General features: G+C 47.0%; 16 protein-coding genes. 6 read left to right on the forward strand and 10 right to left on the reverse strand.

All coding sequences use genetic code 11. The annotated features are described in order from the left end of the window. Window positions 1–146: 146 nt before the first annotated feature. From I8U17_RS16815 to I8U17_RS16825, 3 genes are all read right to left on the reverse strand, one after another. A complete protein-coding gene (locus I8U17_RS16815; protein ID WP_081943747.1) occupies window positions 147–275 on the reverse strand; it encodes a GapA-binding peptide SR1P in 129 nt (42 codons plus the stop codon). Between the two features lie 149 nt (window positions 276–424). Next, window positions 425–727 carry a DUF3055 domain-containing protein gene (locus I8U17_RS16820; RefSeq protein ID WP_033100209.1) on the reverse strand — a complete coding sequence of 101 codons (303 nt, stop codon included), beginning with the start codon at window positions 725–727 and terminating at the stop codon, window positions 425–427. A gap of 232 nt (window positions 728–959) precedes the next feature. Continuing rightward, window positions 960–1,400, reverse strand: a complete 441-nt coding sequence (locus I8U17_RS16825; RefSeq protein ID WP_033100208.1) for a hypothetical protein — start codon at window positions 1,398–1,400, stop codon at window positions 960–962. Window positions 1,401–1,640: 240 nt separating this feature from the next. Here I8U17_RS16825 and I8U17_RS16830 point away from each other — a divergent pair, with 240 nt between their 5' ends. Beyond that, window positions 1,641–2,057, forward strand: coding sequence for a DUF1885 family protein (locus I8U17_RS16830; protein WP_198059867.1), 417 nt, complete (start codon window positions 1,641–1,643; stop codon window positions 2,055–2,057). 60 nt (window positions 2,058–2,117) lie between these two features. Here the strand turns inward: I8U17_RS16830 and I8U17_RS16835 are convergent, their stop codons facing one another. Then, window positions 2,118–3,440 carry a helix-turn-helix domain-containing protein gene (locus tag I8U17_RS16835; protein ID WP_198055633.1) on the reverse strand — a complete coding sequence of 441 codons (1,323 nt, stop codon included), beginning with the start codon at window positions 3,438–3,440 and terminating at the stop codon, window positions 2,118–2,120. A gap of 192 nt (window positions 3,441–3,632) precedes the next feature. On the opposite strand from I8U17_RS16835, the gene I8U17_RS16840 reads away from it, so the two are divergent. Next, a complete protein-coding gene (locus I8U17_RS16840; RefSeq protein WP_198055632.1) occupies window positions 3,633–3,941 on the forward strand; it encodes a hypothetical protein in 309 nt (102 codons plus the stop codon). 148 nt (window positions 3,942–4,089) lie between these two features. Here the strand turns inward: I8U17_RS16840 and I8U17_RS16845 are convergent, their stop codons facing one another. The 3 genes from I8U17_RS16845 to I8U17_RS16855 form a co-directional block, all read right to left on the reverse strand. Beyond that, complete coding sequence (locus I8U17_RS16845) at window positions 4,090–4,650, reverse strand: phosphatase PAP2 family protein (RefSeq protein ID WP_198059868.1); 561 nt, start codon at window positions 4,648–4,650, stop codon at window positions 4,090–4,092. Between the two features lie 95 nt (window positions 4,651–4,745). Further along, a complete protein-coding gene (locus I8U17_RS16850; protein WP_198059869.1) occupies window positions 4,746–5,918 on the reverse strand; it encodes a M23 family metallopeptidase in 1,173 nt (390 codons plus the stop codon). A 127-nt stretch (window positions 5,919–6,045) separates the two neighbouring features. Continuing rightward, a complete protein-coding gene (locus I8U17_RS16855; RefSeq protein ID WP_198059870.1) occupies window positions 6,046–9,690 on the reverse strand; it encodes a dynamin family protein in 3,645 nt (1,214 codons plus the stop codon). A 319-nt stretch (window positions 9,691–10,009) separates the two neighbouring features. Between I8U17_RS16855 and I8U17_RS16860 the strand changes: the two genes are divergently transcribed. Beyond that, window positions 10,010–11,338, forward strand: a complete 1,329-nt coding sequence (locus tag I8U17_RS16860; RefSeq protein WP_033100203.1) for a DNA recombination protein RmuC — start codon at window positions 10,010–10,012, stop codon at window positions 11,336–11,338. A 42-nt stretch (window positions 11,339–11,380) separates the two neighbouring features. Here I8U17_RS16860 and I8U17_RS16865 read toward each other — a convergent pair whose 3' ends face one another. Continuing rightward, entirely contained in the window at window positions 11,381–12,559 is a 1,179-nt protein-coding gene (locus I8U17_RS16865; protein WP_033100202.1) for a DUF819 family protein, read from the reverse strand. 110 nt (window positions 12,560–12,669) lie between these two features. Then, window positions 12,670–13,875, reverse strand: coding sequence for an ATP-grasp domain-containing protein (locus I8U17_RS16870; RefSeq protein ID WP_033100201.1), 1,206 nt, complete (start codon window positions 13,873–13,875; stop codon window positions 12,670–12,672). Between the two features lie 654 nt (window positions 13,876–14,529). Here I8U17_RS16870 and I8U17_RS16875 point away from each other — a divergent pair. Both I8U17_RS16875 and I8U17_RS16880 read left to right on the forward strand, forming a co-directional pair. Further along, entirely contained in the window at window positions 14,530–14,679 is a 150-nt protein-coding gene (locus I8U17_RS16875; RefSeq protein WP_160173820.1) for a hypothetical protein, read from the forward strand. Window positions 14,680–14,716: 37 nt separating this feature from the next. After that, window positions 14,717–15,619 (forward strand): prohibitin family protein, encoded by a 903-nt coding sequence (locus I8U17_RS16880; protein ID WP_198055627.1) that lies wholly within the window; start codon window positions 14,717–14,719, stop codon window positions 15,617–15,619. Between the two features lie 135 nt (window positions 15,620–15,754). Here I8U17_RS16880 and I8U17_RS16885 read toward each other — a convergent pair whose 3' ends face one another. Then, the gene (locus tag I8U17_RS16885) at window positions 15,755–17,941 is read right to left on the reverse strand and encodes an RNA ligase (protein ID WP_198059871.1); all 2,187 of its coding nucleotides are present in this window, start codon (window positions 17,939–17,941) and stop codon (window positions 15,755–15,757) included. A gap of 359 nt (window positions 17,942–18,300) precedes the next feature. Here I8U17_RS16885 and I8U17_RS16890 point away from each other — a divergent pair, with 359 nt between their 5' ends. Then, window positions 18,301–18,507, forward strand: coding sequence for a helix-turn-helix transcriptional regulator (locus tag I8U17_RS16890; protein ID WP_033100198.1), 207 nt, complete (start codon window positions 18,301–18,303; stop codon window positions 18,505–18,507). Window positions 18,508–18,973: the final 466 nt, after the last annotated feature.

Consider the following 18,973-nt stretch of genomic DNA (forward strand, 5'->3'; position numbering starts at 1 on the left):
GGTCACATCAGGTTTACTTTATCTGTATATATCCTAGAAATATACAAAACCCCATTCCTTTTCCGAAGAAAAGGGGGGGGTTTGTCATCAATCTCAAGACCACCGATAACCGGTGGTCTTTCTTATCAAATAAGATCTGTGGCCCCCTATTGGCGATTGGTTTTTTCTTCTTCCCGATGGTCGCATCCGTCGCAGGTGGAGTAGAGCGTTCCCACTTTCTCCGCTTCAACATACTCGATCACTTTGTCACAGGATTGGCAGACGATGGCTTCCATGAAAAATCCTCCTCTGTCCATTTTCGATCTATGTCATTCACTTTGAATGAAAGCGCTTTTATTATTGTGTCACTTATAGTATATTATGACATACTAATTTTGTCAAAGCGGAAATAAAAAAGAGCAAATCCGAAGACTTGCTCTTTTCATCAATGTTCCGTTTCTGCATCGATGGTAATGGTTGGCAGGTTGTTTTTGAAAAAAATCGATATTTCTTCCGCTTCCTCCATCGATCGCAAATTAAAGACCTTCTGCAAATATTCCAGATTTTCGGCATCTTCTAACGAAAGCAATGAGGAGCGCCCCGTCTGCATACAAACCACCAGCGGCTTGCCAAAAAACATATGCGTGTAGACAATTCCAAAATCATAGCGACCCTGTTCGGAAACAAAACCAACAAACCGAACTTTCGCTTTTTCGGATTCGTCGTACAAACGTTCATAAAGACTCATGTCCTCTCCCCCCTCGCTTTTGTATTAGAAGAACAAAACCAAAATCTCGCAAGCGCCGCAAAAGAGAAGGTACACAAAACCGCAGGATCAGGATTGGACCTTAAGACAACTGTCCACCAGCAACCTCCGATCCTGGCCAACCTGCCACAGCGGAATGAAAAACCGCTTTCAAAAAGCGGTTTTTCTGTTTTTTTATTCCCTGTATTTTTCGGTAATAAACCGGTATTTGCATTTAAGAATTGCATTTTTTTACTTTCGATTCAAATAATGAAGCCAACTCACAGAAGAGTGAAATATCCTCATCGTCGATATTTCCACCGGCTGTCCCCGTCACAACCAGCACCCCGACCAAATGATGGCCGTGATAAAAGGGAACATATACCTCTGTCCGGTTCCAGATCCGTTCCCGCACCACGCTTCCTCTCGCAGCTGCCAAACTCATGAATCCTTCCCCAAACGGGATCACCGGAGGCAATTCCGTTTGCCCCCGCTCAAATTTGAGACAGAAGGAGAAGTCTTCCACCAAGTAAATTGAAACCCATTGATAATCCGCCATGTTGTCAAATAACGAATTACAAACAAATTGATATAATTTTTCCAATTCACTGCTGTATTTGTCTGACATGGCGCCAATTTCCGCGCGAAGCTCATCCAAAAGATCGGCCTTGCGCATCAAAACTCCCCCAACTTAGTAAATTACATCAAAGTGTAGCATAAGTGCGCAACGGCCGCAAGCCGTTTTTTTCCAATATTTTTAAAACTGTTCTCTTCACGATTCATCGTCAAGACTTCCCGGCGCGCAGGCCATGATGAAACGACGGGCTTGCCCTTCCCTTGTCTGACAATTGGAAATGATATAAACTTATTTTAGTTGCAGTCGGAGCAAAAAAAGCGAGCATGGGAGAGATTTGCTTTGAGCAAAAGCGCCTACATAAAGTTGGTAAAAGGGTCGAAACAAGAAGACATATCCCTTGAGGAAGTGAAAAACCTGTTCCTCTACTACCAGGAGATGGTGTCGCTCACCGGAAAACAGCTCGGCTGGGGCTACCAGGAAGCCGCTTTTCCTTACGATCTTCAAGAACGCGAGCAGGACGGGATTCCTTATCTGCTCCTGAAAGGAAAAAAACCGAGCCACTATTACGGATTGATCGTCAGTGTCGCCAAGGAGGCGGAAACGAATATCCCCTATATTCAAATTGTGTTACCCGATCAAGCGACCCACGGGGATACAGCCAAAGGGAATGAATACGGCAAATTCCTGGCAAAGCAGCTAAAAGGAGAACTGCATCTCTTTAACGGACGCACCATGTACTTTAATGATCGAAAATAACCCGCCCGCAAAAAGAAGACCCCCCGCCGGAGAGGCTGGAGGTCTTTTTTCACAACCCGGTCAAAAGGCAATGGGCATTTTGGCATGCTCCCTGATATCCAACTTGTACAACTGCTCCAGGTAAATCTGAAATTTTTGCTTGTCCGCATTTTCAAAACAACGGGCCAACTTAAGGACAATTTTTCGTTCCTGCTCATAATCCTTCTTTTTCTGCGCCATTTTCAGCGCTTTTTCATAAATTTTGATCGCCTCTGCCGTATTTCCTTGCTTCACATAACAATCGCCCATGAGGATATACGATTCCCGGTAAATTTCCGGATGCGGCGTGCGGTCGCTGATTGCGAGCGCTTCGAGCAATGTCTCCGCCGCCGCTTCGTCCTTATCCTGTTCGAGATACGCGAGGCCCAGGTATGTATGCGCTTTGATCTTCATATGGTCGGACTTGATTTTTTCTTGCAAACTCAACGCGGTGCGAAAGCAGTTCTCCGCTTCTTCCCATTTATGTTGCAGCAGATAGATCGTGCCCAGCCTGCTCCAGAGCTCGCAGGACTGCTCTGTTTTTTTGTTGATGCGCGCCACTTCGATCCCCTGATGCGCATAGGCAATCGCCTCTTCATACAACTTCAGCTTTCTCAGGATCGAAATCCGCACTTTATAAAGCTCCAGCACCACTTCGATGCTTTTGATATGATGGATTTCATCCCAAATTTGATTAATTCTCCGCAGCGCTTCTTCAATATGATCCAATTCGTTCAGATAGGTGATGCGGGCGATTTCCAGAATATAAATATAATACGCCCGTTCCCCTCCGGCTTGAAAATGCTCCAGTCCTTCATTCACGTAGCGCAGGGCCTGCCCCGGGTCATGGTTGCTGAAAGCAATGCGGCTCAGTTCATGGTAGCTCGCAGCCTTGATATTGGTTTTCAGCCATTCTTCCTTTTGGTCGACAATGCGGATCGCTTCCAAAAAATGATTTTGCGCTTTCACCCAATTCCTTTTTTGCAAATAAATCTTTCCGCGCAAAAAATGAACAATTGCCGATAAAAGATGATTGTTGGGCACATCAAGTTTACGCAAGCGTTCGAGCCCCTTGTCCGGACTCATCAAATCGATCATGTTCTCAATGGCAGCCAGCTGCAGTTCCATGTGCGCCTCTTCCTGTTTTTCCTTGGCAATCAAATCATGAATCTGATCCAGGTTAATATTCAGCTTCTCTGCGACATACCTCACTTTATCTTCGTTGACATAGGTAATTCCGCGCTCAATATTGCTGATGGTCGACGGAGAAATAAAATCGTCGGCCAAATCCTCCAGCCTCAATCCCATCTCTTTTCTCCGTTTGCGCAGAATCTCGCCAATCTGGATTGGATGAATGTAATCCATTTTTCCACCTCGTTACCGTTTGCATTTTCTGCAACCATAAAGAAAAAATAAAAATTGCATCTCAATTCTCTGCGCATTTTTGACATCTAATAATATTCCAATGACAAAAAGACAATTGACATAAATTTTTTCCGGTTGTATACTCGTATCACAATAAGAAATCTTCTGTAAAATTCAAAAAAGGAGAGAGAGATGCTGAAATTAATTGCAATGGGGAAACCCCATGAACTTCACCCTTTCATTTTTGATCTTACATCCCAGCCGCAGTACAGAGTAAGATTGGAATCTATGAGTCCCGTGGGTCGTCCCGGGCAGGAATCACAAGAAACCAGCGTGCAAATGTCGGTTTCCTTTACCCCGACTTCGCAAACTCCGGTTCAGGTCATTCTTCACACCCGGAACAACCAGGAAATTAAAATTCATTTCACCGATGGTTTTGCCGTCAAGCTGAGTGACACCGTCACCTATATCGGTGGCAAAGCGGCAGATGTATTTGGATAGAAAAAAGCCCCACAAAGACGGAAAATGGGGCAAAAGAAGTCAGTCCAAGTCTAATTGTAGCACAATTAAAACGATTTGGTAAGAATAATTGTACTGCCGCAATGCTTTGCTGCGGCAGTCCCCTTCGTCTTTTGACAGCCCCTCAATACTACCCGAACAAATAGACCGTTCCCGCCGCAAAGCCGCTGCCCAGACACGATCCGATCAATACATCCGTCGGGTAATGCAGCGCCAGATACATGCGCGAAAAACCGATCAGGATCGCATACGGCAACAGTACTCCCCCGCAGAGTGACGAATGAAACATAAATGTGACGGCGATGGAAAAGGCCGCTGTCGTATGCCCTGACGGAAAAGAGTAATCCGTTAGGGGATTGGGAAAAGTATGCAAATGGGCCAGCCGCAAATAGGGACGGATTCGGGGCATCAATTTTTTAAAAAATTGAACAACCACATGGCTGCCGATCAGTGCGATAAAACCTTCAAGCGCCCACGACTTGACAGTGCGCGGCATGAACATGTACCAGAACATCAAAAAACTGATAGTCGCGGTCGGACCGGCCAAATGGGTAACCCGGGGCATCAACCAATCAAACAGACGGCATTTCCACTGACAATTAACCAGCTGGATCAAAAACTGATCCGATCGAATCAACCAAGAAGCCAGATTTTTCAACAGCCTCACCTCTGCCCGTGCAAGACGTGACATTTTTGTATAATACCATGATAACTTATGAAATGAAAGAGATAGTAAATAAGGTGTTAATCATATTCGAACGATTAACACCCCGGGTCTCCTGTCATTTATTTGTCGAAAATTTTATCCAATATTTCCCAGCGTTCCTGCACGGTGTAGCCATCCCAGAACCATTCGCCGTAAAGCAGCAGATCCAGGTGCAAATGAACCCCCTGGTCACTGCCTTTGACACCGTCGCTCGTTCCGGAATTGCCGGCATAGCCGATCAGTTGGCCTGCTTTGATCGTCTGCCCTGCTTTGATCCCCGGAGCAATCCGGCTCAAGTGCACAAAACGGGCCATTACCCCTTTGCCGTACTGCACCCAGACCTGCCGGCCGCGCATCTTGTCCAAAATATAGGCCGGTGTCTGCCCATCGCTTTGGCCGGCCACAGCCATCAACCGGTTGCGCTCTGCAGGCGTCATCTCCTGATAATCAACATCGGCTCTGACCACAACTCCATCGGCCAGGGAATAAACCGGAGTCCGTTTGCTGATCGTAACGCCTGTTCCATAAGTATACCAGTCTAATCCCTCATGTACCCCGTGACGATAAGTACGGGGCGCACCGGGAAGATGCGAATCGTGCGTGCTCACATGCGCTCCGCGAATCGGGCTTCTGAGAAATGACAGATAACGGGCCATTTCCCGGGCCGACATTTTGGGCAAATTTCGCTTGGGGGCAAAAACCGGAATCGACGCAGGATTCACTTGCCATTCCGCGGTTTTGCCGATCACAACCACTTGCTGTTGCAAAACCCGGTCCATGAAGGAAAGAGGCACAAGGGCATTTCCGTTCTGAATGACAGGAGCTTGTTCCATCGGTTCAAAGATTCCGTTGCAATTCAAAACCGGGATTCCCTGCACCATCGATAATGTATCAGACTGATGCCGGATGGTAATTGTGCCGTCACGCGCATCCACCTTTACCTGAAAGCCGAGGCGGTCGGCGATTTCCCCGAGATTTACGAACAAGGTGTCATCGCGTGCAACCGTCGGCAATTCTTCCTGATTTGATAGTTCGCTGAAAAGCGGAATTTGATCGAACGAGCGGTTTTGAGAAAAAATTTCTCCTGAATCGGAAAGATTTTGGCTATTTTGATGATCGTAGGACAATGGTTTAACATCGTTAATTCCCCAGATCAAGGCAAATTCGCTTAACCAGCCGCGATTGCTCGGCGGCATAAACACAATTGCCGAGATCAGACAAAACATCATCAATACCAGTGACGTTTTTTTCATCTTCATCTCCTACAGCATCTTGGAAGCAATGATATGCGAAGAAAGCACTCCTTGTCCGGAGTGCCTGATGTTACGCTTTCATTATTTTAAAATTCGGCTACCCTGCGGTCAAGTTGCAAAGCAAAAATCAGGACAACAACCGCTCCACCTTGGCAATATTCTCAGCAAGGCCTGATGCCGTTTCCCGGTACAGATCCAAATCTTCCGGTGCAGATGAAGCGCCCAGCAAAGTATCATAATAATTCTCCGCATCCAAAATGGCCTTTTCTTTCCATTCCGCTTCTTTTTTCTGCCACTCCTCCAGGTAATATCCGGTCAGCAACCGCTTTTGCTCGTCCAAAAAAGCGGCAATTGCCGGTTCCAGCACCTGTTCCATCTCCTCCCGCATTTTCTCCTTCTCATTTTTCTCAAAAAAGGTTTTGGCATTTTTGAAGCAGGAGATCGCCTTTTTAAAAGAAGCAAGCGAAAGCTCCGCGAGCGGCTCCGGGAAATCAGGTGATGGATACGAGCTTTCCCGCTCCGGCACCAAAGGAATTTCACCGTTCACAGCCAGGCAGTTGTTTGTCAGATTCGCCATAAATGCATCTTGCCGGTCGTTTAACCATCGTTCCATGCGCAAGGAAGTGGCCCTGAGCTCCTGCAGCAAATCGCGGCGCATAAAATCGACCATCTGGAGCACACAGGCACGGAGTTTTTGTTTGATCTGCCCGTCATCGCTTCTCAGAACCGACGGGTTGAAGATCTCCGGAAACTCGTCGCGGTATCGGGAAAACAGACGTTGTTTGACATAATAAAGCAGTTCATTCACTTCCTGCCCCAAGGCATGGGCCAACGCTTGATCCCTGCTGTTTTGAATGATTCTCCGCATCCGGTCCCGTTCGTCAGCCAACTCCCCTTTCCGCTTTTCCATCGCTTCGCGGCCCGCTTCGGCGGTTTGCAGCAGATGGCGGAGAAAGCGGGAACCACGCCGCAACTCTTTGGTCAAACCGCGAATCGACACCACCCGCAGTTCATCCAGAATAAAAGAGGAAAATCGCTGTTCAAACCGCTCCATCTGCGGATCCTGACGCCCGCCCGCTTTTTCCGCCAGCGCCCGTAAGCTGGACAGTGAAAAGAGACGGGGTTCCCGAATTCCATAACCCGAAAGTTGCCTGCGGATATAGTCCTCCACCTGTGCCAGTTCCTCCCGCGAAGCGGCCAGATCGGCGGCATTAATGATAAAAAACATCTTGTCGAGGGAAAAAACATCTTTAACCCGCCCCAGCTGAATTAAAAACTCACGATCCGCCTTGGAAAAGGGATGATTGTAATAAGTCACATACAAAAGCGCATCGGCACTTTTGATATACTGAAAAGCAACATCCGTATGGCGGGCATGCATTGAATCGGCTCCGGGCGTGTCAACGAGGGTAATTCCCTGTCTGGTCAGTGGTGAATCGTAATAAAGATCCACCGACTCTACAAAGCAGGATTTGGTTTCCCTGGCAACAAATTCTTCAATCGCGTCCGCCTTGACCGTCAGTGTGCCGCCCAGGTGCTCTTTCATCGTGGAAAATCCGTCCCTCACCGCCTGGAGAAAAGGCAAAGCCGTCTTTTGCCCCGTCTGGAAGGCAGACTCGTCCAGCAGCGTTCCGATGCGTGCAACCGCTTCTTCCAGCGTTCGCACCTCCTGCTGAACCAATTTGTACACTTGCCGCAAATCATCCAATAAACGCTCGCCCGTCTTAAAGGTAATCACGGCCTGTCCATGCGGATGCCTGCCCGTCGGGGGGCAAATCCGGTTAATCGTCGCCGTGGTCGGGTGGGGGGAAACCGGCAGTACCGGCTTTCCGATCAAGGCATTGGCAAAAGATGACTTTCCGGCACTGAAAGCCCCGAACAAGGCGACTGTATACTGCCGGCGTTCAAGTCGCTCCCGCTTCCGGGCCAGGTCTCTCACGATCGCTGTTAATCCCGGAATCCTCTTCATTTGCTCTTCCGCTGCATGTACTTGAGCGAGCACGCTGTCCATCCGATGAGCGGTCGCCCGTTCCTTTCCCTTTTCTGATTCTCTCTCTCCGGGCAACTCATTCGTCTCAGTCACCTCTTCGAGCGGCGGCAGGAAGCGCTCATTTCGCATTACAACTTGTTCCTCCAACGCTTCTCGGGGAATTTCAACCATACCGGGTTCGGTATCCCCGCGGATCAACTTCAAAAGGCGCTCCTCCGCCTGTCTGTGCTCCTCCTTGATCCGCCTGATTTCCGATAAAGCGTTTTCCCACTCGGCCAGTTGCCTCATCCGCCGCTCCAGCTGCTGCAACCGCTCCGCAAACCGCTGCTCCAGTTCCTCCTTAACCGACCCGAACCAGGAACGTGCGGCCTGGCGATAAAACTGTTTCAGCTTATTTGCCAAATCATCGGTATAAGTCAAGACATAGTTCCCGCCAAACCCCGCCCCGGGCTTGATCGTCTGCGCAAGCAGCGGGGCATCGAGATGAACGCGAAAAGAGTAAATTCTCTCTCCTCGATCTTCAGTATACAGGTGATGCTCTTTCAAAAATTGCACCACATATTGCTTTACATGAAGATCAAGCTGTGTCTCAACCGTCTGCCCGAGTTTTTCGAGAAAAGCAAGCGTCCGCCGCTCTTTTTCCTTCTCCGTTTTCCCTTTGGAGAAGAAAAAGCCGACTTTAAAGGAGGTGAGCTGCGTCTCCAGATATTGTTCAGCCAGAGCGCGCACTTCATAGGGCATCAGGTAGGCATTTTGCAATACCGCCTCCAGCCCCTGATCAAATGAGCGCTCGATCGACTGTTTTTCTTCTTTCAACTGAACCATTTCTTTTCGCCGCTCTTGCGCTTCCGCTTCCGGCGATCCTTCCGGCCCATCGGGCTGCACCTGCTTGGCTGCCAATTTTTCCAGTTGTTCCCGATCCCTTTCTTCCAAAAATTGCATATGCTCTTTCAGCAATTGTTCCGCTTCAATTCGAATCGTTTGGTCAAACTGTTCAAACCTCCGTCCGATCAGTTCCCCGATCCGTTTTTTCAATTCGGCAAACTGGTTATGAGGATGGAGGGGATCACGCATGCTCGTGTAAAAAACCCCTTCCGGGTTCACACCCCAATCGGCAAACGACTGTTGCACATTTTGGCAGAAGGCGGAAAAGGACAGTTCCTCTTCCCGGTGTTTATCGATTTGGTTGATGATCAGATAAACGCGCTTTCGGCGGCGGATTAACTGTTTGATAAACTCCAGGTTCCCTTCCGCTTGCACATGGTTATAATCCATTACATAAAAAATCACGTCCGCCAGGTGCAACGAAGAGCGGGTGGCGCGTTCGTGAGCCGCATCCGTCGAGTCGATGCCCGGTGTATCCATCAGCGCCACTTTGGCCGGCAAGCGGTTGGTTTGACGCTGGATGTGCACGGCTAAAATCTCTTCGCCGTTTTTGCACAAATCTTTCAGCTCCTGATCAGTGTAAGTCCCATCGTATGCATGAATTCGCCCATCGCTCAGAAACAGTTTGACCCGGTTCTCACCCGCCGTGATTTTCACCACGTTGGCACTGGTGGGAATCGGACTGGTCGGAAGCAGATCTTCTCCGAGCAAATGATTGAGCAAAGTGGATTTGCCGGCGGAAAAATGGCCGCAAAAAGCGATCGACCATTCCCCTTGCACCGTTTTTCGCAGCAAATCGATGCCCTTCAACCGTCTTTCTTCATCTCCGCTCCGCTCAAACTCCCGCTCCAGCCGGGCCAATCGCTGTGCCCATTCTCTGTGTGCTGTTTCAATCATTCCCTGAATACTCCTTTTGTGGCAATGTTCCGGATTGATAACCCTCTCCGTTTATACCGAAACGGCAGGACTCGCATTTTCAGTCTATGGCAGCGTCAGTCAGCTCATCGGGGCATTCATTGAAAGTGGATCATAGCCGGATCGCGGTGTTCCCTCCCCCGATTTGCTTAATTTATTTTCACCCTCCGGCTGTATTTGACAAAACACAGGTGTTTTCTGTCGTTTCTATCTTAATACAGATCGGGAAGTTAATGAAGGGTTGCGCGGTTCTCGATATAATTAACAGAAGGAAAATTCCCACAAAAAGGTGTGATGTTGGATGGCCACATGGATTGCCACGTTATCTCTTCTGCTTAACGGGATCATCCTCTGTCTCTTTTTATTCCGGCAGCATAACTCTGCCAAAAGTGATTGGCAGCAGATCGAAGAGCAACTGCGCCTGCTGCTGCTGGCACAGGAAAAAACTGAAAAGACGTTGCGCGAAGAAATGGGATACCACCGGCAGGAAGCCAATCATGCCGCTCTCGAAAACCGCAAAGAATTGCAACAGTCTTTTTCCCTGTTGACCAAATCGACGCTCACTACCATTCAAGATGTCGCATCCGGGCAGAAAAACCTGCTTGATTCCTTTTCCCGTCAACTCCGCGATCTCACCGCCATGAACGAACAGAAGCTGGAGCAGTTACGAAACAAAGTGGAGGAGAAACTGGCGCAAATTCAGACGGAGAACCAGAAAAAACTGGAAGAAATGAGACAGACCGTCGATGAAAAATTGCACGCCACCTTGGAACAAAGGCTCGGAGAATCGTTCAAACTGGTAAGTGACCGATTGGAGCGCGTACATAAAAGTTTGGGAGAAATGCAGCATCTGGCGGCCGGGGTTGACGACCTGAAAAAAGTGTTGTCCAACGTGAAAAGCCGCGGTGTTCTGGGGGAAATCCAACTGGAAAACATCCTGGAACAGCTGTTGACCCAGGACCAATATGAAAAAAATGCCGTGATCAAGAAAAACAGCAAAGAACATGTGGAATTCGCCATTAAACTGCCGGCCAAACAGGAAGGCTCTCCTCCCGTCTTGCTGCCGATTGATTCCAAGTTTCCGCTGGAGGATTATGAGCGCTTGCTTCAAGCCCAGGAAGCAGGAAATCCGGAGCTGATCAATGAGGCGGGAAAACAGCTGGAACAGCGCATTAAGCAGGAAGCAAAAAAAATAAGCGACAAATACATTTATCCGCCGGTCACCACTGATTTCGCCATTTTATTTCTCCCCCTCGAAGGGTTGTATGCCGAAATCCTGCGGAGGCCCGGATTGTGGGAAACGGTACAGCGGCAGTTTAAAGTGGCGATTGTCGGGCCGACAACCCTGTCCGCTTTTTTAAACAGCTTGCAGATGGGTTTCCGCACACTGGCCATTGAAAAACACACCACCGAAGCCTGGCGCTGGCTGGGCATTATGAAAACGGATCTGCTCAAATTCGGCAACTATTTGGAAAAGGCGCAACGCAAACTGGATGAAGCCAGCAAAACGATTGGTCAGGCGACAAAGCAAACGGAAACGATGAAGAAAAAGCTGGACCGGGTGGAGAACTTGCCCAGCCTCGATTCAGCTTCTCTGTCCGCATTGCCGGATGGCCCCGGCGGAGAATAGGGAAAAAGCCCCCGGCCTTTGCAGGATCGGGGGTATTTCTCATTAATGGAGAAGCAACTTCACCCAATTCCCGACAGCGATCCCGGCATAGTTTCCAATCGCATAGCCGAGCAACCCCATCAACACGCCCGGTGTGATCAGTGAAACCCACCGTTTGGATGAGGCCAGCGCCAGAGCGGTGGAAGGTCCGCCAACAGTAGCCTGGCTCGCCACAGCCAGCACTTCGACATCAATTTTGAACCATTTGCCAAAGCCAAAGACGATGAAGGCATGAATCCCTACCAATATCACCAGGAACAAAAAGACAACCGGCCCTTTGTCAACCAGAGTGCTGAGAATGGTTCCCGCGCCCATCGTGGCAAAGAAAAAATGCAATAAAAAATTGCCCCACTCTGCTCCTCCGTTTACCCTGTTCATCGGTGTAAACAGGGTGATCAGAATGGCAAAAGTCGTATACCAGATAACCGATGGAATTTCAAATCCGATCCCTTTGTTGATAATGGGCGCCAGCCAGTCGGATACAGCCACAACCACAAAAGCGACTGCAGCCAGGATAACCATGTCGTAAATGGAAATTTCCTTCTTTTTCTGATAATCTTCTTCCGCTTTCTCCACATGGCGGCCCGGCTGGTAAACGGAGGAATAATATTTGCGCAACAAACTCGGCAGAATCGCCGTCGCCACCATCCACAGATTTGTCATGATATTATCGGCCGCCGCACCTGTCGCATACATCGACTGGGAAGTATGAAACGCTGCCCCCACGGCTGCATAATTGACTCCGCCGCCAATATAACTGGCACAAAATTGCCCGGCAATCTTCCACGCTTCCGCCCCGATGCCATCCGCTGTCACCCAAACGCCGATGATCGCCCCGACCGCGGTTCCCAAAGAAGCCAAAGCAAACGAAATCAACGCCGGTTTTCCCATATGGCGCAAACTTTTCAGATCAGCGGATAGCAAGAGCAAGACGATGGAGAGCGGGACGCAATAATCATTGGCAAATTCATAAACCGGATTTAAATCGTCCGGATTTTGGGCAATCGACGGAGGAATAATGCCGAGATTTACCAAAATCGCCCCTCCGGAAATCACCAAAATCGCGGTTCCCAAGTAGGAAAAAAAGCGAAAACATCGATCCAGCCAGAAGGAGATCGCGATTAAAACGGCAAGAACTGCGGCTACCCCTGCCGGATTCATGATCAGGGCTGTTTTTGTCACAAGTACTCCTCCTTGGTGCAAATTTTTATACAATTCTATAATAGAAGTGCAATTTTTACAAATAAAACAGAAGGCCATTTGACTGGCCTTCCTTTCCCCTGCTGCTTTTTTCAGTTCCAAACCCATTTTTGCTCAACTAGCCGGGCACTTTCTTCCAACCGGCTATATACCTGTGCCTCCGAGTCGCCGCATACTACCAGCGTAATCGCATAATCGACGCTGGTATGCGCACCGGTAAAATATTGTCCGGGTCTGGCCAACACCCGATATTCCGTCACCCAGTCCGGAAAATCCTCCCGCCGTGGCGCCAGGCGAAAAACCCCGTGTTTGGGCGGAATCCCGATAAAACCAAACTGGGTTTTCGGCCCTTCCCGTCTGGCGACACGCTCGGGAACATCAACGCTTAACCCGCATTGCGCCTGTATGGAAAGCTTGGTCAGATCCACATCAAATGCTTGCCGGTATTCTTCACAAATGCGCGATCCGCCCGTGCGGCAGGCGATCTCACACAAAACCAGTTCATCCTGCGGTGTATGGAAAACTTCGGCATGAAAAGTGGTATGAGTCGGGGTGGGCAAAGTTCGCAAAACCGAGGAAACATAAGATTGCAAACGGGCTGTCAAGGGGTTTTCTGGAGATAAAAGATAACTTCCCAAATATTTTCCTTCCTGAAAAGCCAAACAATGATTCAGATACTTTGAAGGCCAGATGAGCTTGATCTGTCCATTCAGTACCAATCCGTCAATATGATACATTTCCCCTTCGATATATTCCTCCACTTCCAGGTGCGGGCTTAATCCATGGGCCAGGTACTCCATCGTATCCTGATCCGAATCCAAAACCGTCGTGTTGCGAGAACCCATTCCGTCAACCGGTTTAACGACCACCGGATATCCCTGCTCTTCAATAAATTCGTAAAGATCGACGACAGAATCAACGCGCTGGAAAGCCGGGACGCGAATTCGGGCCGCACTCAGGATCTCTTTCATCTTCACCTTATCGCGAAAGGCAATCGCGCTTTGCAACGATTGGCCTTCTAAGCCAAAATAATGGCGAACATAGGCTGCGCGCAAAATATCCCTCTCCGCCGTCGCGATCACCCGTCTGTAAGGTGACTGCTTGTACAATTGCAAAGCCGTAAACTCGACGGAATTGTTAAAATCATAACGATCGAAAGCAAATACCTGTTTAAAGCCGTGAAAATCCTTGCCTAGCTGATCTGACGTCAATAAAAACAAATCTTCGTTCAGGTCCTCCAACCACTTTTCATAAGGAGCATCATAATAAGGCAGACGATTAAAAATTAAAATGCTCAAGGAACTTCCCCCTTTTTGGTATCAGAAGATCTTCGGTGAGAGTCGGGAAGTAAATCCATCCGTCCGAAATCCGGCGGCTGACCGGTCGTGCCTTTCCGTCTGAGAGGACCTCACATTCCAGTTCAAAAAAGTTGTTCTTTTTAATATTATAAAATACATAATTTTGTGTCAATAAAATCATTAATAATCAATAATTTTTATCATCCCGGATATTCCATTAAAGATGGGCATTTCCACAACGATTTCCATTAAAAAAAATCAGCCTCATTTATTATAAAATTTACAAAATGCCGATTTCTTTTTTAACAAATGAAAAAGCCGAAATCAGCATGAACAGACAGTCGAACAAAAACTGCGCCGGCTAAACCGCGGTCGAAACAAGGGGATTTCCGGGCAGCCAGCTTCCATCCAAAACGAAGAAAACATGGAATGTGCCATTAGGCCCGCTTTCGGATCGACCCTGCCATGATTTCAAATCAAGACTATGGCCTCTACCTTATTCCCTCCCATTTGACAAGCAGTTTTTTATGAATTTTTTATGACAACGTCTCTTCTGGCAGGTATTATTCTCTGCAACATATAATTAATTTATTGTAATATGTTTTTATTTATAAATAACCAAGGAGGCAAATCGCCCCGGAAAAGAGGAAAAGCATGGCTGCATTATTGATCATCTTTATCCTGTGCGTTTTGCTCATTTTGCTCATCCCCTACTACGAAAAGATCGGAAATTGGGTAATCAGAGTTCTGACCCCCAAAAGCAAACAGGATGAGAACCATCCTGATAAACCGGAAGAGCAATAGAAATGAAATCGAAAAAACTAGATTGAGGTGGAAGAAAATGACCCCGATTGTTCGCGGAAGTGGAAAAAAGCGATGGATTGGCTTTATTGCAGTGCTGATCGGGATGTCCTTTCTGCTTATCCTGATCGCCAATTGCACAGCCGTCGTTGAACCAGGTTATAAAGGAGTGGTATTCAGCCTGAATGGCGGCCTGAAACAAACAGTGCTTGACCAGGGACTGCGATTCCACTGGCCTTGGGAGAGCGTGACCCAGTACCCGGTCTCCACGGAAACCGTCTACCTGACCAAAAATCCGCATGAAGGAGAAACAAGGGATGGATCCATAGATGTCAATACCTCGGACGGCAAATCCGTCAACGTGGATGTCGTTTATTCGTATCATATGGAGCCGGATAAATTGCCGCATATCTTCACCAAATTCCGCCGGCGCGAGGCCCCGGATATCGAAGACACCTATATGAAAATCCAACTCAAAACGGTAATGCAATCGGTCACGACCAAATACAGCGTCCTCGGCGTCTACTCCGAACATCGCGAGGAAGTGACGAAAGAAATTGAAAAAAACCTCGGCGATATTCTTAAAAAAGACGGAATTATCCTGGAAAGCTTCTCCCTGTCGGATGTGCGGATCGATTCCAACACGCTGAAAACGATCCAGGCCATCGCTGATGCGCAAAACCGCCAGGAATATTTGAAACGGGAAGAAGCCAATAAAAAACAGGAAGTGATCAATAACAAAATTGAAGCCGAAGGCAAGAAACAAGTGGCGATCATCCAGGCACAGGGACAGGCCGAGGCCAACCGCATTCTGGAACAATCGCTCACTCCGGCCATTGTCCAGTACGAATGGATCAAGAAATGGGATGGCAAAATGCCGACCGTCCAAGGCGGCGCAAGCCCGCTCATCCAGATCCCTTCTGCGGCCGGCGAGAAAAAATAGTCCGTTTGCCCCGCTTTATTGGCGGGGTTTATTTTCTTTTCCGCAGGATCCGGAACATCGCCAAAACCACCTTGGCGAGACAATCCGGCAGAGGATTGCCCCCTGCCATCTCATCCCAAAAGCCGGACGGCCTTTTTAAACACAGGAAAATTCACCAACCTCCCGATAAAATTGATCCCGAAGCTGAATAATGCTTGCGTTCTTGATATCCTCCATTTCCTGTGTTTTCAGCCAGTTGTAAAACTGTATGTGAAGAGGAGTATAGAGACGCCCGTGATCAATCTTGCGCCCATGCTTGTGTGCCATCGCCTCTTTCACTCCTCTCATCTGTTTCCAGAAGAGATAATAAGGGAGCTTTAACTTGGTCATAAATCCTTTGGCGTCTTCAATGACATAACCCTCTTCTTCAATGGAATAGTCGGAAGTGATTTTTTTGTACCAGGAGTAGAAGTCGAGCCAGCTGTCAAAAGTGGTGACCAATTCCTTCGTCGGAATATGAAAGGTCTGACCAAGCTCTTTTACTTCATGAAAAGGCAATTTGTTATAAGCAGGAGTACGATAAACAACATCAAGCAAAATCAACTGATCTCTGTCATACTTGATGATGTGAGGATCTTTTTCGGGAAGAATCACTTCAAATACAAAGCTGAACCCCTCTTTCAGCTTTTCTTCCATACTTTTGATTGTTTCGTCATTGCATGTTTGATAAAAAAGCTCTTTAAACCATTCGGCAAATGGCCCTCTCAGCTCGGATTTGGACGAAAAAACCAATTGCCCCGCTTCCGAATCATATCCCAACATTCCCAAATAGCCGTTTGGCTTTGTATATACGGAAACGGGAAACTGCAGAGTTTCTGCCAAACGGGCCAGCTTTGTTTCCGGCCTCTCATTGATATTGAAAAATTTATTGTAGGATCGATTGACGATCTCTTTTGTCTTTTTGTTGATAAAAAGACCGCGCGCTCTCACATTCACTGTATCCCAAGCGGCCTTCTGAAAAGCCTTTCTTGAAAAGTTGTAAGAGTAAATGTTCTCTGCCACTTGTTTTTCCTGAATCAATTTGTGATTCGTCATGTATTCCAACAACGTTTCAACGGTCAGCTTATTTTCTTGAAGAGACTCAGGAATATGTTTTTCTTGTTTAAGATAGTTGTTATTTTTTATTTCAATGGGATGAAATCCGTCTGGAGTCAATGTCACTACACGAAGATGACCACCATGCTCAACTTGTCCTTCCAGATTGAAAGATCGAATGGCAGCAGAAACAGGCAGACGATACAAGTTCCGATGCCCGTGAATTTGATAAAATTGCTTCCCGGTATTCCGATCCCAGATCTCATCAATATCCAAATCGAAAGTTCCGGCTCCGTCAATGATCTGCTCAGCAGATATAAACATTAAATTCCCTGGCAAAGCCGACAGACCACCATGGGTGACCAATACCGTTTTATCATGATAAGTATAATAAGCGAGGACGCGTAAACGACGGTAGAACAGACGAAGATCTTTCTTGCTGATGCCGGCTTTTTCGAGATCGGGAAGGGTTCTTTCTTTGAATTCTTTGGATCCGATTTCTTCCCCGTTTGCATAGGACCAGATATAACGTTCATGATTCCCTTCGATCAGAATGACGTTTGGCTGGTTGTATATCTCCAGCATCAGCTTCATCACTTCCGCGTTTTGAGGGCCACGGTCCAAAAAGTCGCCTAAAAAGATATAAAGCTCATCTTCTTTCAGGCCATCTTTGAGATATTCCGCCAAAGCATCATAGCACCCGTGAATATCGCCAATATGGTGAATTTTCCTCCATTTGGAAAAGTCAAGAGGCTTAAACCGGATAAAGTCATCAAAATCCGCAGGCTGAACGACTTGTACCCACCCGGGAACAGATAGCTGCTGATAGCGTTCATATATCTTCATGATTTGAAGCTCGGGAACACGTTTGTAAACAGGCCGTTCTAAATTTTGGCGCAACAAAATATCCAACGGAACCTTGGAGAAATCCACAACGGCACAACGATATCGATACTTTTGACAAAGTTCCTTGTATTGATTAATGGCAGAAGCTGTCGAATGCGTGGCATCCACAATGGTAAAGTCCCCACGCTTCATCCTTTCTTCCAATACCCGGAACAGGAACTCCCATACAACTTTATCATTTGCCGATGTGATCTGGGTTACGCCATCTTTGGTAAGAACCGGATTCTGATACATAACACGAATGGTATCAGGTGACAACGTGTATGGTTCAAGTCCTTTTTCTTTTATAAATGTACTTTTTCCGGCTCCCGGAGCCCCCATCATGAGCACTAATTGCCGCATCGATTATTCTCCTATCGATTGATGTAAATGAGTGATAAGAAAAAACGTCCAAATCTATATTAAACCCTTTTCCCATCCAACGAAAGCGGCTTTGTGCTCCTGTGAATCCTCTTCATTTCGTCTCCTTTTCACCCCGTATTCTCCCCCAAATAAAACCTGTGCGGCACCTGTGCATCTAATGTTGTTGAACACCGGATCATTCATCTGAAACAATGGAACGGCTCCAACCACGATTTCCTTGATAATTCAACAGGCATGCCCCGGTGTTTTGTAAGAAAAAATGTAAATAGTTCTTTACATCTATACATCTTGGGGTTATATTCAAAATGTAAACAATGTTTTACATTTCAGGTGATTTTATGGTTACCAATCGTATTCTGGAGTTAAGGAAGAAAAAGCAAATATCTCAACTCAAGTTGGCACAAGATCTCGGTATTACCAGGCAAACGGTTCATGCGATTGAAAAAAATAAGTACAATCCCAGTTTAGAGCTGGCACTTCGTATTGCTAAATACTTTAACAAACAAGTTGAAGAGATATTTTGGTTAAAGGAGGATCAAAGATGAAAACAATTATTTTTTTGGGGGTCTCCTTGGTGTATTCTTTGCTTTTTTATTGTCAGTCTTGTCAAACAACAATTTAACTGGGGTATTTTAACAGGTCTTCTAGCCGGGCTTATTGCGGCTGAGCTTTATCGATACTTCCGCTTTACACGAACAAACTCCCCCGAACTTGATGAAAGAGTACGATTTCTAATGGGGAAATCTCAAAAATAATTTTGACTCTATCCTATTTTCTGTTTTTTTGCCTATATGGTTGTGAAAAAGTATATTTATCATGAAACAATGATACAAATTGACTACTTATTGGTTTATGTAGTTAGTACATTTTTTATTTGTTCTTTAATAACATTGTTCATAAAGAGAAACTGACCAGGATCAAGTCCAAAATTATGTGTAAATTTCCACGGTCAGAAAAAGTCGGCGTTCAACTTATGCGTGTGACTTTTGGCTGAGGTTTTTCTTTGGATTT

This window comes from Thermoactinomyces sp. CICC 10521 (assembly GCF_016055135.1).
Taxonomy (GTDB): domain Bacteria; phylum Bacillota; class Bacilli; order Thermoactinomycetales; family Thermoactinomycetaceae; genus Thermoactinomyces_A; species Thermoactinomyces_A daqus.

What these genes read in the sequence shown, in the direction of transcription:
- I8U17_RS16835 (WP_198055633.1), bottom strand. Translation starts at nt 3,440, where the DNA reads ATGGATTACATTCATCCAATCCAGATTGGCGAGATTCTGCGCAAACGG.
- I8U17_RS16850 (WP_198059869.1), bottom strand. Translation starts at nt 5,918, where the DNA reads ATGAAAAAAACGTCACTGGTATTGATGATGTTTTGTCTGATCTCGGCA.
- I8U17_RS16860 (WP_033100203.1), top strand. Translation starts at nt 10,010, where the DNA reads ATGGCCACATGGATTGCCACGTTATCTCTTCTGCTTAACGGGATCATC.
- I8U17_RS16875 (WP_160173820.1), top strand. Translation starts at nt 14,530, where the DNA reads ATGGCTGCATTATTGATCATCTTTATCCTGTGCGTTTTGCTCATTTTG.
- I8U17_RS16815 (WP_081943747.1), bottom strand. Translation starts at nt 275, where the DNA reads ATGGAAGCCATCGTCTGCCAATCCTGTGACAAAGTGATCGAGTATGTT.
- I8U17_RS16840 (WP_198055632.1), top strand. Translation starts at nt 3,633, where the DNA reads ATGCTGAAATTAATTGCAATGGGGAAACCCCATGAACTTCACCCTTTC.
- I8U17_RS16885 (WP_198059871.1), bottom strand. Translation starts at nt 17,941, where the DNA reads ATGCGGCAATTAGTGCTCATGATGGGGGCTCCGGGAGCCGGAAAAAGT.
- I8U17_RS16825 (WP_033100208.1), bottom strand. Translation starts at nt 1,400, where the DNA reads ATGCGCAAGGCCGATCTTTTGGATGAGCTTCGCGCGGAAATTGGCGCC.
- I8U17_RS16820 (WP_033100209.1), bottom strand. Translation starts at nt 727, where the DNA reads ATGAGTCTTTATGAACGTTTGTACGACGAATCCGAAAAAGCGAAAGTT.
- I8U17_RS16880 (WP_198055627.1), top strand. Translation starts at nt 14,717, where the DNA reads ATGACCCCGATTGTTCGCGGAAGTGGAAAAAAGCGATGGATTGGCTTT.
- I8U17_RS16855 (WP_198059870.1), bottom strand. Translation starts at nt 9,690, where the DNA reads ATGATTGAAACAGCACACAGAGAATGGGCACAGCGATTGGCCCGGCTG.
- I8U17_RS16845 (WP_198059868.1), bottom strand. Translation starts at nt 4,650, where the DNA reads ATGTCACGTCTTGCACGGGCAGAGGTGAGGCTGTTGAAAAATCTGGCT.
- I8U17_RS16890 (WP_033100198.1), top strand. Translation starts at nt 18,301, where the DNA reads ATGGTTACCAATCGTATTCTGGAGTTAAGGAAGAAAAAGCAAATATCT.